Source organism: Brevundimonas sp. TWP1-3 (genome assembly GCF_049896085.1).
In the GTDB taxonomy this organism is placed as follows: Bacteria; Pseudomonadota; Alphaproteobacteria; order Caulobacterales; family Caulobacteraceae; genus Brevundimonas.
This window is the reverse complement of record NZ_JAFCTP010000002.1, coordinates 190,859-203,502: the sequence shown is the minus strand read 5'-3', so window position 1 is coordinate 203,502 and position 12,644 is coordinate 190,859. Positions and strand designations below refer to the sequence as shown.

Sequence of the window (12,644 nt, the reverse complement as noted above, 5' to 3'; positions counted from 1 at the left end):
AGGCGAGGATGAAGCTCTTGCTGATCTATCCGTTGGCGGCGCTGGCGGAGATCGGCGGCTGTTTCGCCTTCTGGGCCTGGCTGAAGCTGGATCGCTCACCGTTGTGGCTGGCGCCGGGCATCGTCTGCCTGATCGCCTTCGCCTGGCTGCTGACCCTGGTCCCCAGCGACGCAGCGGGCCGCGCCTTCGCGGCCTATGGAGGCGTCTATATCTGTGCGTCGCTGGTCTGGATGGCCGTGGTCGAGAAGACGACGCCGGATCGATGGGACGTGCTGGGTGGCCTGGTCTGCATCGTCGGCGCGGGGATCATTCTGTTCGGCCCGCGCGCCTAAACTCCTCTTTTTTCGTCATCCTCCGGCGAGCGTAGCGAGACCGGGGGACCCAGCGGCGCGCGAGAGCGCGACCCTGTCGCGGAGTGGGTGTCCCAGCATAGTGCGGCCGACGCATCGCCTTCGGCGCCGCTGGGTCCCCCGGTCTGCGCCGCAAAGGCGCGGCTTGCCGGAGGATGACGAAAGAAAAGAGGGGCAGCCATCCCATTTCCGTCACCTCAACCCAATGATTTCAATCCTCTGCCGCCCACCAGCGTCCTCTTCCTGCCCGCACCCCAGAACCGTGCGATCCTGTCTCCGCTCGTCCGCATCGGACGTGTCGCGCAGCCGGGGAGGGCGGATTTCAGACGAATTGCACTATTCAGACGGTGTTTTTCACGCCGCACAGTCTGAAACCGTGTCGGGGGTCGCTAACCCGCCCCCAACAGGTCCGACCAGCGCCAGCTGCCCTTGCCCAGCGCCAGCTGCGCGCCACCCACCCTATCTTCCAGCTTCAGCACGGCCAGGCCGGTCATCCTCTGGCTCTTGCACTCTGCCGGGGCGAAGGCGACTTCCAGGGCGATGGCCTGGCGCACGCCGGCCAGGCCCTTGCCGGACTGGTTGCGGCTCTGCAGCCAGTCGCCGTTCCAGACCAGGATGGCGCGACCGTTGGCGTCCATGTCCTGAGACGCGGCGATGACGGCGCGGCGCACCGCCTGGTCGTCGCGCACCGCGTCCTGGACCCAGCGCACCATGTCGCACGATCCGCCGCCAGACCCGGGGCCCGAGCCGGTTCCGCCCGATCCGCCGCCGCCGCCGACCCCCGTTCCGCCTCCGCCGCCTGGCCCTGCACCGACCGTCATGGCGCCGGCGATCTGGGCCGCGCCCAGCAAGGGCAAAGGCGGTCCCGGCGGCGCGGGCGCGGCGGGCAGGGGTTCGACATCGGGCGGGCGTTTGGCGACGACCAGGCGCGGCCGGGCCGCCGCCACTGCCGGCGGGCGACGTTGGGGTGCGGGCTTGGGCGGCGCCGCCGACTGGGCCGCAGCGGCCGGCGCATCCGGCTTGGGCGACGGATCGGGGACGATAACGCGAGCCGGCGGCGGGGGAGGGGGCGGTTCGACCAGTTCCACCATCACCAAAGGCGGCTCGGACACGACAGGCTCAGGCGTCGCGCGCGCCGTCATCAGCAGGGCCAGCCCGGCATGCGCGGCCAGAATCGGCGTCGCCGCCAGCGCCCAGTGCCGTGCCCGGCGTCGTGCCCAGCGTCGTGTTCGGCCGGCGCTCAATCGCCTATCCGTGATGACTGTTGAACACCGTGCCGCATGGTCATCAGAACAGAACGCCTGTAAAAAAACTTCAGGCCTTGTTGAAAACATCGGGTCGCGTCAGGAAAGTGGCGCTGTGCGGAATACAACCGGGCGGCGTTTCAGATCAGCGATAGATGAGCCTGCCCGCCTTCGGCCTTGACCGTCGGCGGCGCAACGTCTGATCTCGACCTCGGGTTCCGCGCGGACGCAAGAATAACGCGAAATGCCCGATCTGCTTATGGTCAAGCTGACACGATCCCGCCCAAAGCACGTCATTACTCCGCCTTGTGCCCTACGCCATTTTCATCTGGCGCAAAAACGGGTGTGGCGCTCCCGGCAAGAAGGAGACAGAACTTGAGCAGATCGAAACTCAGGACGGCGGTCGTCGGCGGCGCCCTCATCGCCCTCGGCTTTGCGGCCAGCGGCTGCGCCAGCCATCGTTTCGTCCGTGATCAGGTCGAGGTCGTCGACAACCGCGTGACCACCGTCGAAGGCACCGCAGGCCAGGCCCTGCAACGCGCCAACGACGCGCATAAACTGGCGGAGGGCAAGTTCCTCTACCAGGTCGTGCTGTCGGACGATTCCGTGAAATTCCCCACCGACGCGGCGGCCCTGTCGCCCGAAGCCGAGCAACGCCTGGCCCAGTTCGCCCAGCGTCTGCAGGGCGAGAACAAGAACGTCTATCTGGAAATCCAGGGCTATACGGACGCGACCGGCACGCCCGAGCATAACAACCAGCTGGGCGAGCAGCGCGCCGAGGCCGTGCGCCGCTTCCTGAACCGTCAGGGCGTCGCCCTGAACCGGATGGCGACCATCTCCTATGGTCAGGAACAGCCGGTGGCCTCGAACGAAACGCCGGAAGGCCGTTCGCAGAACCGCCGCGTGACCATCGTCGTCCTGGCCTAACCGCCTTCGACCTCAAAGACCGGAACGGCGGCCGCTTCGCAGCGGTCGCCGTTTTCGTCTCTACAGCCTGTCGAAGAAACCCGGCACGGCCTGCGTCGCCGGCCCATAGACGCCCTCGTCGAACAGGCGCGCGCCCGACGTCGGCTCCAGATTGATCTCCACCGTCCGCGCCCCGGCGTAACGCGCCGCCTGCACGAACCCCGCCGCCGGGTATACCGCCCCCGACGTGCCGATGGAGACGAACAGGTCGCACGCCTCCAGCGCCGCCTCGATCCGCTCCATCTCCAGCGGCATCTCCCCAAACCACACGATGTGCGGTCGCATGAGGCCGTCGGGGTGATGCGGCGAGGCCTGATCCGCCGCCATGTCGCCCGTCCAGTCCATCACCGCCCCCGACCGGGTGCAGCGCGCCTTCAACAGCTCGCCATGCATATGGATCAGTTCGAACCCGGCGCCGGGCGGCGTCTGCGCATGCGCCCGGTCGTGCAGATCGTCGACGTTCTGCGTCACCAGCAGGAAGTCCCCCTCCCACCGCGTCGCCAGCTCCGCCAGCGCCCGATGCGCCGCATTGGGCTGAACCTGCGCCAACTGCCGCCGCCGCTGATTGTAGAAGTCCTGAACCAGGGCCGGATCGGCCGCATAACCCTGCGGCGTCGCCACATCCTCGACCCGATGCCCGCACCACAGCCCATCATCCGCCCGAAACGTCGGCACGCCGCTTTCGGCCGATATGCCGGCGCCGGTCAGGACGACGAGGTTGCGATGGATCATGACCCTGATTAGCGCGTCTCGCCTGCTTGGTCAGCCTACGTCCGCCTGTGACGTAGATGCAGCCTATGGCTGGTCATATCGAAGGGTGTCAGCGAACCGATCTCAAAAATCTGCACGAAAGTGCACTCAAAAAAATTTCAGTGGCCTTCATCGGCGGACGGGCTGGCCTTCCCGGCGTCGCTCGTGAGAAACAGGCGCAAACCAAGGAGCCCTCGCCATGAAAACCCGCGCCGCCGTCGCCTTCGAGGCCAAACGTCCGTTGGAGATCGTCGAGGTCGATCTGGAGGGGCCGCGCGCCGGCGAGGTGCTGATCGAGATCAAGGCCACCGGCATCTGCCACACCGACGCCTATACGCTGGACGGCCTGGACAGTGAGGGCATATTCCCGAGCATCCTGGGCCACGAAGGCGCGGGCGTGGTGGTCGAGGTGGGGCCGGGCGTGACCTCGGTCGCGGTCGGGGACCACGTCATCCCACTGTACACGCCGGAATGCCGCCAGTGTAAGTCGTGCCTGTCGCGCAAGACCAACCTGTGCACCTCGATCCGCTCCACCCAGGGCAAGGGCGTCATGCCCGACGGCACGTCGCGCTTCAGCTACAAGGGCCAGGCCATCGCCCACTATATGGGCTGCTCGACCTTCTCGAACTTCACCGTCCTGCCCGAGATCGCCGTGGCCAAGATCCGCAAGGACGCGCCGTTCGACAAGGCCTGCTACGTCGGCTGCGGCGTGACGACGGGCGTCGGCGCCGTGGTCAATACGGCCAAGGTCGAGCCGGGCGCCAACGCCGTGGTCTTTGGTTTGGGCGGCATCGGGCTGAACGTCATCCAGGGACTGAAGATGGTCGGCGCCGACATGATCGTCGGGGTGGACATCAACCCTGACAAGGAAGAATGGGGCCGTCGTTTCGGCATGACCCATTTCGTCAATCCGAAGGACGTGCCGGACGTGGTGGCCCACCTGGTCGAACTGACCGGCGGCGGCGCCGACTACACCTTCGACTGCACCGGCAACACGGTCGTCATGCGCCAGGCGCTGGAGGCCTGCCACCGCGGCTGGGGCGAGAGCGTCGTCATCGGCGTCGCCGAATCCGGCAAGGAGATCGCCACCCGCCCGTTCCAGCTGGTCACGGGCCGGGTCTGGCGCGGTTCGGCCTTCGGCGGCGCGCGCGGCCGCACCGACACGCCCAAGATCGTCGACTGGTACATGGACGGCAAGATCGAGATCGATCCCATGATCACCCACACCTTCGGCCTGGAAGACATCAACAAGGCCTTCGACCTGATGCACGAAGGCAAGAGCATCCGCAGCGTGGTGGTGTTCTGATCGACTTGCGCGCTGCACGGTTCGTTGTTTAAGGAAACGGACCTGAAATCGGGAGGTTTGACCATGTTCACCCACGTCACCGTCGGCGCCAGCGACATCGAGGCGTCGCGCAAATTCTATGACGCAGCGCTCGGCGCCCTGGGCGTCGAGCCGGGGCAGGGGCCGGATCCCAAGGGCCGCTACTGGTGGCGCACCCGCATGGGCGCCTTTGCGGTCGGCGCGCCCATCGATGGCGAACCCGCCTGCCACGCCAACGGCGGCACCATCGGCTTTCACGCCAAGACGCCAGAGATGGTCCAGGCCTTCCACGACGCCGGCGTCGCCGCGGGCGGTCGCGCCATTGAGGACCCGCCCGGCGAGCGGCAAGGCCCGTTTGGTTCGATGATCTTGGCCTATCTGCGCGATCCCTCGGGCAACAAGATCTGCGCCATGCACCGGGCGGGGTGATTTATCCGGCCAGTCTGTGACAAGTGCGTTTCCGACGTTCCGTCAGCTTGGATTTGCGATGCGTGCCATCATGATTTCGGCCTTTGGCTTGGCGCTTGTGTCGTGCAGTGCACCTGAGCCGGTCGCTGTTTCTTTCGTCAGGCCGACGGTGGGGGCAGCCGAGGCCTACGCGATAAAAAGAGTCGGAGTGGAGGGGGCTTCACCGGTCTGGGCTGTCCCAGCTTCAAACGGCAGATCGATTTGCGGCATCGTGCGGCTGGAGACCGGCGAAGACGTCGCCTATCAGTATTCCATATCTGGCGAGAAAGAGACCGCGCTGATGGCTATCCATTTGGCTGAACCGAGGAACAGGCAGCGGATGATCCCTGCCATGAATTCTGTGGTTCAAGGTAGTTGTGCCGAAGCTGGCGTGAATCTTCCGGTGCGAAGCCCGAGCCCTTAGTCTGTCAGACATCTTCGCCTGACGTCGCTTGCCGTGAAGGCTTACGCATTGCGGGGGTTCGTCAGGTGGACTAGCCAGAAGGCATGACCTTCGAGACCACCAAGACCCACATCGTCCACGGCGGAACCCTCCGCTATCTGAAGCACGACAGCACCGCGACCGGCACGCCCATGACCCTGTCGGTCTTCACGCCGGCGGGCGAGGGGCCTTTTCCCGTGCTGATCTGGCTGTCGGGCCTGACCTGCACCGAGGACAATTTCACCACCAAGGCCGGCGCCTACAGGGCCGCCGCTGAACACGGCGTCATCATCGTCGCGCCGGACACCAGCCCGCGCGGAGACGGCGTCGCCGACGACCCCGCCTATGACCTGGGCCAGGGCGCGGGCTTCTATCTGGATGCGACGCAGGCCCCCTGGGCCCCGCATTTCCGCATGGAAACCTATGTCACCGAGGAACTGATCGGCCTGATCGACGCCGCGTTCCCGACCACGGGCGCCCGCGCCATCAGCGGCCATTCGATGGGCGGCCACGGCGCCCTGACCCTGGCGCTGAACCACGCCGACCTGTTCCGCTCCGTCTCCGCCTTCGCCCCCATCTGTTCGCCCACCCAGTGCGCCTGGGGCGAAAAGGCCTTCACCGCCTATCTGGGAGACGACCGCGACGCCTGGGACCACCACGACGCCACCAAGCTGATCGCATCCGGCGCGGCGAAGGGCGTCTTCGATGACATCCTGATCGACCAGGGCGACGCCGACAGCTTCCTGATCGACCAGCTGAAGCCCGAACTGCTCCAGGCCGCCGCCGACGCCGCCGGCCAGAAGATCACCCTGCGCATGCAGCCCGGCTACGACCACTCCTACTTCTTCATGACCAGCTTCATCGCCGACCACGTCGCCTTCCACGCTGAGCGGTTGAAGGCGTGACTGACTGTCGCTGATCGCCCGGCGGTGATACAGGGGCGCCATGAGCGCTCCCGATCCCTACGAACCGATGTTTTCCGCCCTGTGCCGCGAGGTGGGCTATTGCCTGCACGCCAAGGGCCAGAAGCGCGTGATCGAGGCCCTGCCCAAGGGTCTGGACGCCGCCGTGCGCGCCGTCTTCGCCGCCGAGGGCGTGGACGAGCCCAATGCGCCGGGCGACGTGAAGCGCGCCGTGCGCGAATGCCTGAAGGCGAACTTGCCAGCTTGACCGTTCCGGGCCGATAAGTCGGAACGAATCCCGGCGTTGTCGCTTGGGTTTCACGAACGGGCGCCTATGTGCTGCCTATCAAGATCTGTCGGAAAAGGAGCTCTCCCATGGCCTTCACCCTGCCCCCGCTGCCCTACGCCTACGACGCGCTGGAGCCGGCCATCGACAAGGAGACGATGACCTTCCACCACGACAAGCACCACCAGACCTATGTCGACAACCTGAACAAGGCCGTCGACGCCGACGCCGGTCTGCAGGGCAAGTCGCTGGAAGAGATATTCACCAGCATCTCGACCGCGCCCAAGGCCGTCCGCAACAACGGCGGCGGCCACTGGAACCACAGCCTGTTCTGGGAACTGCTGGCCCCGGCCGATCAGGCCGGCGAACCCTCGGCTGAACTCGCCGCCGCCATCGACGCCGACCTGGGCGGCATGGACAAGTTCAAGGAAGACTTCAACGCCGCCGGCGCCGCACAGTTCGGCTCGGGCTGGGCCTGGCTGATCGTCCAGAACGGCAAGCTGAAGATCACCTCGACCCCGAACCAGGACAATCCGCTGATGGATGTCGTGGACGAGCGCGGCGAAGTCATCCTGGGCGCCGACGTCTGGGAACACGCCTACTATCTGAAATACCAGAACCGCCGCGCCGACTATCTGAAGTCGTTCTGGTCGGTGGTGAACTGGAACAAGGTCAACGAACTGTACGCCGCCGCCAAGTAAGGCCCGCCACAGATCGCGATCTAGATCGAGACAAGACGACGCCCGCCGGAACCTCCGGCGGGCGTTTTCGATTCAGGTTCTACAGACGGAGAGTGAAGCGATGCGGATGATGATGACGGGGGCGGCCCTGGCCTGCCTGACCTTGGCGGCGTGCCAGCAGCCGGCGAACGACCAGAAGCCCGGCGATCACGCCCCGCCCACGCCGCAGCAGACGGTCGCGGCTCCGGCGGAAAAGCCGGTCTATCGGTTCAAGATCGGCGCGCTGGACGCCATCGCCCTGTTCGACGGCGAGAACCCGGTCAAGAACGACAATCAGACGTTCGGCGTCGGCCTGACGCCGCAGGCGGTCGCTGCGTCCCTGACCGCCGCGGGCCAGCCGGCCGACCCGATCATGCTGGAAATCCATCCGCTGCTGGTCAGGAACGGCGACCGGACCATGCTGTTCGACACCGGCCTGGGCGAGGGCAAGGGCCAGCTGATGAACAGCCTGCAAAAGGCCGGCGTCGTTCCGGCTTCCATCACCGATGTATTGATCTCGCACGGCCACCCCGACCATGTCGGCGGCCTGATCCGCGCCGGCGGTCTGGCCTTCCCCAATGCGGCGATCCGGATGTCGCAGGCGGAGTGGGCCTCGATCCGCGCCAATCCCGAGCTGGCCGATCTGGTGCGGATCATCACGCCCAAGGTCCAGGCCTTCGCGCCGGGCGGAGAGGTCGCGCCGGGCGTCACGGCCCAGGACACGGCGGGCCATACGCCCGGCCACGTCGCCTATCTGATTGCGGACGGACAGAACCAACTGCTCTTCACCGGCGACCTGATGCACCACTGGATCCTGTCGGTGGAGCATCCCGACTGGCGCGTCGGGTATGACGACGATCAGGCGGCTGGCGAGAAGGCGCGGCTGGATGAGGTGACAGCGCTGCGCAACTCCGGCGCCCACATCTACGCCTATCACTTCCCCTTCCCGGGCCTGGGCAAGGTCGCCACGCGTGAGGGTCGGGCGATGTTCATCTCAGAGGCCCAATCGGCGAAAGAGTAGGCCGCAAAGGATTAGGCGGCGACCGACTAGATTCGAAGATCCAGACTGTGCCGGGCGCGTTCGTTCATGCGTTCGGCATGGTGCTGGCGCAGCATCCGTCGCTGTCGAAGCATCTCGTGGATGCCGTCCGCCAGTTCGAGAAGCTGGCCGTCGTTCAGCGGCTCGACAAGGTCGATCAGCTTGGTTTTCAACGTCGCGAAGGCCGGCTCGGACAGGCCGGTCTGGAAGGTCTTGGCTTCATTCGTCACCCTTCGTCCTCCTCTATCGTCTCAGGCGACTGGAGGCTTCACCCGCTCGGAAAGGGATGGGTGGGGACCATCGTTCCATTCCATCGTGCTTAACGGCTCCGCCCGGCTTGGCTCCCCTGGCTTGGCTCCCCCGGCTTGACTCAATGCCGCACGGTGGCCATAAGCGCCGCCTTCCATGCCTCCGGTTCGCCGGGGCGGGATTGATGACGGAAGATGCGTGGACCGCCGTTGAGATCGCATTCCCAATTGAGGGGATGCCGGGCCGTATCGTTGAAAAGAGAATAGAATGTCCAAGCGCCACAGCGCCAAATACAAGATCGACCGCGCCATGGGTGAGAACCTGTGGGGCCGCGCCAAGTCGCCGGTCAACAAGCGTTCTTACGGTCCCGGCCAGCACGGTCAGCGTCGCAAGTCCAAGGTTTCGGACTTCGGTCTGCAACTGAAGGCCAAGCAGAAGCTGAAGGGCTACTACGGCAACATCACCGAGAAGCAGTTCGCCAAGACCTATGACGAAGCCGCACGTCGCAAGGGCAACACCTCGGAAAACCTGATCGGCCTGCTGGAATCGCGTCTGGACGCCATCGTCTACCGCGCCAAGTTCGTCCCGACCGTCTGGGCCGCCCGTCAGTTCGTCAACCACGGCCACGTCATGGTCAACGGCAAGAAGGTCGATATCGCCTCCTACCGCGTGAAGCCGGACGACGTCGTCACGGTGAAGGAAAAGTCGCGCAGCATGGCTCTGGTGATCGAAGCCCAGACGTCGTCGGAACGCGACGTGCCGGATTACCTGGAACTGTCGGACCGCTCGTTCTCGGCCCGCTATGTCCGCGTGCCGGAACTGTCGGACGTGCCGTACGCCGTGAAGATGGAACCGAACTTGGTCGTCGAATACTACGCTTCGTAAGCAGAGCTTACGACGCTCTCTTTGAGGGGGCTATCGCCCTTCGGGCTGCTTGAGCCCGTCGATAGTCCCTTTGAAGGTTTCAGTTTGAAGGGCCTCGGACTCGTCCGGGGCCTTTCGTTTTTTCTCCTGTTCCCTCCGCGGACGAACAGGCGCATTCTCGGCCCGTTCAGGCTTTGAGAGACAGGGGAGGTCGTCGGTGCGCGACTCCATCATCGGACGACTGGCCTTGATCGCCGCCGCATCGGCGAGCCTTGCCGCCTGCGCCACCGGCGGCGAACCGTCCGTCTCGACCCAGGGCATGCCCGGCGCGCTGGAACCGATCCACGCCGCCGCCTTCACCAAGGACGAGGCCGTCTTCTGGGTCAGTTCGAACGGCTGCACCGACAAGGAAGACCTGATCCCCATCGTCAGCCTGCAGGGCGGCGCCGCCGTCATCACCCTGCGCCGCATCGACGAGGACAAGTGCCGCCAGGACCTGGTCGAGGGCGTCGAGCTGAAATGGTCGTTCGAGGAACTGGGCCTGCCGCCCGGTTCGCCGATCAGCGTCAACAACCCCTATCAACTGCCGCGCTCCTGATCCCCGAATAGGGATTGGTTAAGCCTGTTCAGGCGCGTCTGATTAAATCCTCTGCTGCTACGGAGCCAGGCTGTCTTCCCCACGGTCTGTAGCTTTCATGCGCTTTCTCACCTGCCTGACCGACGACCATAATCTGTGGCTGGTCGGGCTCGCCGCCGGCCTGTGCCTGATCGGCTCCATCATCACATTCCGCCTCTATCGCCGGCTGCGCGCCGCCGAAAAGGGCACGCGCCTGGCCTGGGCCTTCATGGGCGCGGTGGCGACCGGGGCGACGATCTGGTGCACCCATTTCGTGGCCATGATCGCCTATGAGCCGGGCGCCAGTATCAGCTACGCGCCCGTCCTGACGGGCGTCTCCCTGGGCGTCGCCATCGCAGGCAGCGCGCTTGCCCTTTGGGTCGCCTCGCGAGCCCTGCGGTTCTCGGCCGAGATCGGCGGCGTGCTGTTCGGCCTGACCGTCGTGGCGATGCACTATACCGGCATGGCGGCCTTTTCGACCGATGCGGTCATTCACTGGTCCCCCGCCTATATCGCCGCCTCGATCGTGGGCGCGGTCGTCTTCGGCGCCCTGGCGTTCAACCGCGCACGCCGTCCCGGACAGATCGCGCCGGTCGGGTTGATGGTGCTGGGGATCGTGGCGCTGCACTTCACCGGCATGGCCGCGATGACGGTCATACCCCTGTCGCCGATGGTCGACGCCGTCGCCGCCGATGCCGCCAATGTGATCATGGCCTTCGCCGTCTCCGCCGTGGGCCTGATGATGCTGGGCACCGGCGTCGCCAGCCACGCGCTGGACATGCAATCCCGCCTTCAGGCCAAGGCCCGCCTCGATCACCTGATCGAGGGCAGCGTGGACGGCATGGTGGTCGAGCAGGACGGCCTGATCCTGGCCGCCAACGCCGCCTTCGCCGAACTGTCGGGCATGGACCGCAACGCGCTGGTCGGGGAGCCGCTGTCGCGCTGGATCGTTCAGACCGCCGACCTGACTGTCGGCGGCCTGACGCAGTCCCGGCTGGTGGCGGCGGGCGGGACCGAAATCCCGGTCGAGATCGCCGTGCGTCGCGACGGCGGTCATGCGGTCGAAGCCGACCTGATGATCTATGCCGTGCGCGACCTACGCACGCGCCTGGCCCAGGAACGCCGCATCGCCCACCTGGCGCGCAACGACAGCCTGACCGGCCTGCCGAACCGTTCGTCCTTCCTGGAGTGGCTGACGCGCCAGACCTCGGACCACAACGCCCCGACCAAGGTCGCCCTGCTGGCCATGGACCTGGATCGGTTCAAGGAGGTCAACGACGTCCACGGCCACGCCGCCGGCGACCAGCTGCTGATCCAGATCGCCGAACGGATGCGGGCCTGCCTGCGCCATGACGAGTTCGTGGCCCGACTGGGCGGAGACGAGTTTGTCGCCGTCATGCCGATCAATCATCGCGACGACGCCCTGGACCTGGTGGCGCGTCTGCGCGACGCCGTCACCGAACCCGTCGTGCTGGACCACGCCGAGGTCGCCTGCGGCCTCAGCACCGGCATCGCCATCTGGCCCGACGACGCCCATGATCCGTCCACCCTGATCAATGACGCGGACCTGGCCATGTACCGCGCCAAGGCCTCGCTGGGAACCGACGTCTGCTTCTATGAGGAGGAGATGGACGAGGCGGTGCGCAACCGCCGGCGCATGGCCCAGCAGATGCGCGAGGCCCTGGATCAGGGCCAGTTCAGCCTGAACTGGCAGATTCAGGCCGCTGTTGATACGGGCGAAATCACCGGCTATGAAGTTCTGCTGCGCTGGATTCAGCCCGACGGGACCTTCATTTCGCCGGCCGACTTCATCCCCCTGGCCGAAGAGAACGGCCTGATCCTGCCGATCGGCGAATGGGTGCTGCGCACCGCCTGCGCCGAGGCCGCCGCCTGGGCCGAACCACACAAGATTGCGGTCAATCTGTCGCCGGTCCAACTGGGCCACGTCGATCTGCCGCGCCTGGTGCATCAGGTTCTGGTGGAGACTGGCCTGTCGCCCTCGCGGCTGGAGCTGGAGATCACCGAGACGGCCATGATCACCGACATGGAGCGCACGACCCACGTCCTGCGCCAGCTGAAGCTGCTGGGAGTGTCCATCGCCATGGACGACTTCGGCACCGGCTATTCGTCCCTGTCGACCTTGCGCGCCTTCCCGTTCGACAAGATCAAGCTGGATCGCTCCTTCATGTCCGAGCTGGACGGCGGACCGCAATCCGCCGCCATCATCCGCGCGGTGTTGGCCTTGGGCGAAAGTCTTGCGATCCCTGTCCTGGCCGAAGGCGTCGAGACGCTGGAACAACTGACCTTCCTGCGCGACCAGGGCTGCGACGAGGTTCAGGGCTATCTGCTGGGCCGCCCGCAGAAGACGGCCGAAGGCGAGATCTTGGCGGCGGCGCGCGTCCTGTGGGACGGCGCACGACCGTTGGAAGACGCCGCCTGATCAGGC

The 12,644-nt window shown here is 66.0% G+C and carries 16 protein-coding genes; 13 read left to right on the top strand and 3 right to left on the bottom strand.

All coding sequences use genetic code 11. From position 1 onward, the window contains the following. Positions 1-8: 8 nt before the first annotated feature. The gene (locus tag ACP693_RS12995; protein WP_426020010.1) at positions 9-332 is read left to right on the top strand and encodes a YnfA family protein; all 324 of its coding nucleotides are present in this window, start codon (positions 9-11) and stop codon (positions 330-332) included. A gap of 407 nt (positions 333-739) precedes the next feature. Here the strand turns inward: ACP693_RS12995 and ACP693_RS12990 are convergent, their stop codons facing one another. Further along, positions 740-1,594, bottom strand: a complete 855-nt coding sequence (locus tag ACP693_RS12990) for a hypothetical protein (RefSeq protein WP_426020008.1) — start codon at positions 1,592-1,594, stop codon at positions 740-742. Positions 1,595-1,969: 375 nt separating this feature from the next. Between ACP693_RS12990 and ACP693_RS12985 the strand changes: the two genes are divergently transcribed. Beyond that, entirely contained in the window at positions 1,970-2,521 is a 552-nt protein-coding gene (locus ACP693_RS12985; RefSeq protein ID WP_426020006.1) for an OmpA family protein, read from the top strand. 60 nt (positions 2,522-2,581) lie between these two features. Here the strand turns inward: ACP693_RS12985 and ACP693_RS12980 are convergent, their stop codons facing one another. Then, entirely contained in the window at positions 2,582-3,292 is a 711-nt protein-coding gene (locus ACP693_RS12980) for an NAD-dependent deacylase (RefSeq protein ID WP_426020004.1), read from the bottom strand. A gap of 65 nt (positions 3,293-3,357) precedes the next feature. Between ACP693_RS12980 and ACP693_RS12975 the strand changes: the two genes are divergently transcribed. The 8 genes from ACP693_RS12975 (at position 3,358) to ACP693_RS12940 (ending at position 8,451) form a co-directional block, all read left to right on the top strand. Further along, positions 3,358-3,513 carry a hypothetical protein gene (locus tag ACP693_RS12975; RefSeq protein WP_426020003.1) on the top strand — a complete coding sequence of 52 codons (156 nt, stop codon included), beginning with the start codon at positions 3,358-3,360 and terminating at the stop codon, positions 3,511-3,513. After that, entirely contained in the window at positions 3,510-4,616 is a 1,107-nt protein-coding gene (locus ACP693_RS12970) for an S-(hydroxymethyl)glutathione dehydrogenase/class III alcohol dehydrogenase (protein ID WP_426020001.1), read from the top strand. The genes ACP693_RS12975 and ACP693_RS12970 overlap by 4 nt, the downstream gene beginning before the upstream one ends. A gap of 63 nt (positions 4,617-4,679) precedes the next feature. After that, entirely contained in the window at positions 4,680-5,063 is a 384-nt protein-coding gene (locus ACP693_RS12965; RefSeq protein ID WP_426019999.1) for a VOC family protein, read from the top strand. Positions 5,064-5,121: 58 nt separating this feature from the next. Next, complete coding sequence (locus ACP693_RS12960; protein WP_426019997.1) at positions 5,122-5,505, top strand: hypothetical protein; 384 nt, start codon at positions 5,122-5,124, stop codon at positions 5,503-5,505. 83 nt (positions 5,506-5,588) lie between these two features. Next, positions 5,589-6,428: an S-formylglutathione hydrolase gene (gene fghA, locus ACP693_RS12955; RefSeq protein ID WP_426019995.1), complete on the top strand. Its 840-nt coding sequence runs from the start codon at positions 5,589-5,591 to the stop codon at positions 6,426-6,428. A gap of 40 nt (positions 6,429-6,468) precedes the next feature. Further along, on the top strand, positions 6,469-6,693 hold the full coding sequence (locus ACP693_RS12950) for a hypothetical protein (protein ID WP_409713715.1): 225 nt from the start codon (positions 6,469-6,471) through the stop codon (positions 6,691-6,693). Between the two features lie 107 nt (positions 6,694-6,800). Next, entirely contained in the window at positions 6,801-7,412 is a 612-nt protein-coding gene (locus tag ACP693_RS12945; protein WP_426019993.1) for a superoxide dismutase, read from the top strand. A gap of 100 nt (positions 7,413-7,512) precedes the next feature. Beyond that, on the top strand, positions 7,513-8,451 hold the full coding sequence (locus ACP693_RS12940) for an MBL fold metallo-hydrolase (protein ID WP_426019991.1): 939 nt from the start codon (positions 7,513-7,515) through the stop codon (positions 8,449-8,451). Positions 8,452-8,477: 26 nt separating this feature from the next. Here the strand turns inward: ACP693_RS12940 and ACP693_RS12935 are convergent, their stop codons facing one another. Further along, a complete protein-coding gene (locus ACP693_RS12935; RefSeq protein ID WP_346494792.1) occupies positions 8,478-8,699 on the bottom strand; it encodes a hypothetical protein in 222 nt (73 codons plus the stop codon). 286 nt (positions 8,700-8,985) lie between these two features. Between ACP693_RS12935 and rpsD the strand changes: the two genes are divergently transcribed. The 3 genes from rpsD to ACP693_RS12920 all read left to right on the top strand — a co-directional run bounded on the left by rpsD (position 8,986) and on the right by ACP693_RS12920 (position 12,638). Next, positions 8,986-9,603 carry a 30S ribosomal protein S4 gene (gene rpsD, locus ACP693_RS12930; protein ID WP_426019989.1) on the top strand — a complete coding sequence of 206 codons (618 nt, stop codon included), beginning with the start codon at positions 8,986-8,988 and terminating at the stop codon, positions 9,601-9,603. Positions 9,604-9,799: 196 nt separating this feature from the next. Beyond that, the gene (locus ACP693_RS12925; RefSeq protein WP_135194850.1) at positions 9,800-10,180 is read left to right on the top strand and encodes a hypothetical protein; all 381 of its coding nucleotides are present in this window, start codon (positions 9,800-9,802) and stop codon (positions 10,178-10,180) included. 97 nt (positions 10,181-10,277) lie between these two features. Beyond that, on the top strand, positions 10,278-12,638 hold the full coding sequence (locus ACP693_RS12920; protein ID WP_426019987.1) for a bifunctional diguanylate cyclase/phosphodiesterase: 2,361 nt from the start codon (positions 10,278-10,280) through the stop codon (positions 12,636-12,638). The last annotated feature ends 6 nt before the right edge of the window (positions 12,639-12,644 follow it).

What these genes read in the sequence shown, in the direction of transcription:
- ACP693_RS12920 (WP_426019987.1), top strand. Translation starts at nt 10,278, where the DNA reads ATGCGCTTTCTCACCTGCCTGACCGACGACCATAATCTGTGGCTGGTC.
- rpsD (WP_426019989.1), top strand. Translation starts at nt 8,986, where the DNA reads ATGTCCAAGCGCCACAGCGCCAAATACAAGATCGACCGCGCCATGGGT.
- ACP693_RS12965 (WP_426019999.1), top strand. Translation starts at nt 4,680, where the DNA reads ATGTTCACCCACGTCACCGTCGGCGCCAGCGACATCGAGGCGTCGCGC.
- ACP693_RS12970 (WP_426020001.1), top strand. Translation starts at nt 3,510, where the DNA reads ATGAAAACCCGCGCCGCCGTCGCCTTCGAGGCCAAACGTCCGTTGGAG.
- ACP693_RS12950 (WP_409713715.1), top strand. Translation starts at nt 6,469, where the DNA reads ATGAGCGCTCCCGATCCCTACGAACCGATGTTTTCCGCCCTGTGCCGC.
- ACP693_RS12960 (WP_426019997.1), top strand. Translation starts at nt 5,122, where the DNA reads ATGCGTGCCATCATGATTTCGGCCTTTGGCTTGGCGCTTGTGTCGTGC.
- ACP693_RS12945 (WP_426019993.1), top strand. Translation starts at nt 6,801, where the DNA reads ATGGCCTTCACCCTGCCCCCGCTGCCCTACGCCTACGACGCGCTGGAG.
- ACP693_RS12975 (WP_426020003.1), top strand. Translation starts at nt 3,358, where the DNA reads ATGGCTGGTCATATCGAAGGGTGTCAGCGAACCGATCTCAAAAATCTG.
- ACP693_RS12980 (WP_426020004.1), bottom strand. Translation starts at nt 3,292, where the DNA reads ATGATCCATCGCAACCTCGTCGTCCTGACCGGCGCCGGCATATCGGCC.
- fghA (WP_426019995.1), top strand. Translation starts at nt 5,589, where the DNA reads ATGACCTTCGAGACCACCAAGACCCACATCGTCCACGGCGGAACCCTC.
- ACP693_RS12940 (WP_426019991.1), top strand. Translation starts at nt 7,513, where the DNA reads ATGCGGATGATGATGACGGGGGCGGCCCTGGCCTGCCTGACCTTGGCG.
- ACP693_RS12995 (WP_426020010.1), top strand. Translation starts at nt 9, where the DNA reads ATGAAGCTCTTGCTGATCTATCCGTTGGCGGCGCTGGCGGAGATCGGC.